Source organism: Hansschlegelia beijingensis (assembly GCF_045505405.1).
In the GTDB taxonomy this organism is placed as follows: Bacteria; Pseudomonadota; Alphaproteobacteria; order Rhizobiales; family Methylopilaceae; genus Methylopila; species Methylopila beijingensis_A.
Genome location: NZ_JBJKEX010000548.1, coordinates 1 through 1,227, shown reverse-complemented (window position 1 = coordinate 1,227; position 1,227 = coordinate 1). Strand labels below are relative to the sequence as shown.

The 1,227-nt window shown below is 73.2% G+C and carries 1 protein-coding gene and 1 pseudogene; one reads left to right on the top strand and one right to left on the bottom strand.

Features of this window, described 5'->3' with window-relative positions:
• Window positions 1-61 precede the first annotated feature (61 nt).
• Window positions 62-739: pseudogene (locus ACIKT0_RS18585) on the bottom strand (A/G-specific adenine glycosylase); the annotation flags it as partial.
• Between the two features lie 69 nt (window positions 740-808).
• Here ACIKT0_RS18585 and ACIKT0_RS18580 point away from each other — a divergent pair.
• The coding region (locus ACIKT0_RS18580; protein WP_407106791.1) for a DUF721 domain-containing protein at window positions 809-1,227 on the top strand (419 nt) is incomplete at its 3' end.

Here is a 1,227-nt window from a genome sequence, read left to right as displayed (position 1 = left end):
CGCCAAAGGGCGACGAGGCGAGGGTGGTGGCGCGGGTGAGCTATGACGGGCCAGTGGTGGCCTGCGGAAAGGTCTCCTGCGCGCCAGCGCGCTTCGCGGCGCAAGGCTCGCTCCAGGGACACAGCGCGCAGGCCGGACGGCGCGGCGTGCAGATGGTGGCGCCGAGATCCATCATGGCCTGCGCGAAATCCCCCGGCCTCGTCCCGGGGGCGATGAGGCCGGCGAGCCGCCTGATCTCCGGCTTCGCCGCGGGCAGCAGCGTCTCGAGCGCGAAAAGCCGCGTCACCACCCGCTCGACATTGCCGTCGACCACCGTCGCGGGCAGGTCGAAGGCGATCGCGGCGATGGCGGCCGCCGTGTAGGGGCCGACCCCCGGCAGGGCGAGCAACTCGGCCTCCGAGGCCGGGAAACGCCCGCCGTGCCGCGCCGCCACCGCCTGCGCGCAGGCGTGCAGGTTCCGGGCCCGCGAATAATAGCCGAGGCCCGCCCAGAGCCGCAGCGCGTCGTCGAGCGGCGCGGCGGCCAGCGAGCCGACATCGGGGAAGCGCTCCAGAAAGCGCAGGAAATAGGGTCCGGCGGCCTTCACGGTGGTCTGCTGGAGCATGATCTCCGACAGCCAGACGCGATACGGGTCGGCGCGCTCGCCCGGCTCCGCCCGCCAAGGCAACCGCCGGCGGTGGCGATCGTACCAGGCGAGCAGCGCGGCGGGATCGGGACGGGTTTCTGCGGCGACGGCCAAACTGTAGACTCAGGGGAGCACGCGGTCGGAGGTCGATCCGCGACAAGCCTTATCGAGCGCCCTCGCGCCATGCTCAAGCCGTCCCGCCCCAAGCTGCTCGCCGATCTGCTGCCGCAGGCGCTCGGGCCCGCCGCCGCCAAGCAGGGCTTTGCGGGCGCGGAGATCATGGCGCGCTGGGCGACGATCGTCGGGCGGGACATCGCTGCGCGCGCGACGCCGCTCAAGCTCGCCGCGCCGCGCCCGCATGGGCCGGACGCCGCGCCTGCGCAATCCACGCTGCATCTCAGGGTCGAGGGCGCGTTCGCGCTCGAGATTCAGCACCGCGTCCCGGAGATCCTGGAGCGCGTCAACGCGCATCTGGGCTGGGCCTGCGTCGGCTCGGTGAAGCTCCGGCAGGGATCCGCCGCGCCCGCATGGGCCGGACGCCGCGCCTGCGCAATCCACGCTGCATCTCAGGGTCGAGGGCGCGTTCGCGCTCGAGATTCAGC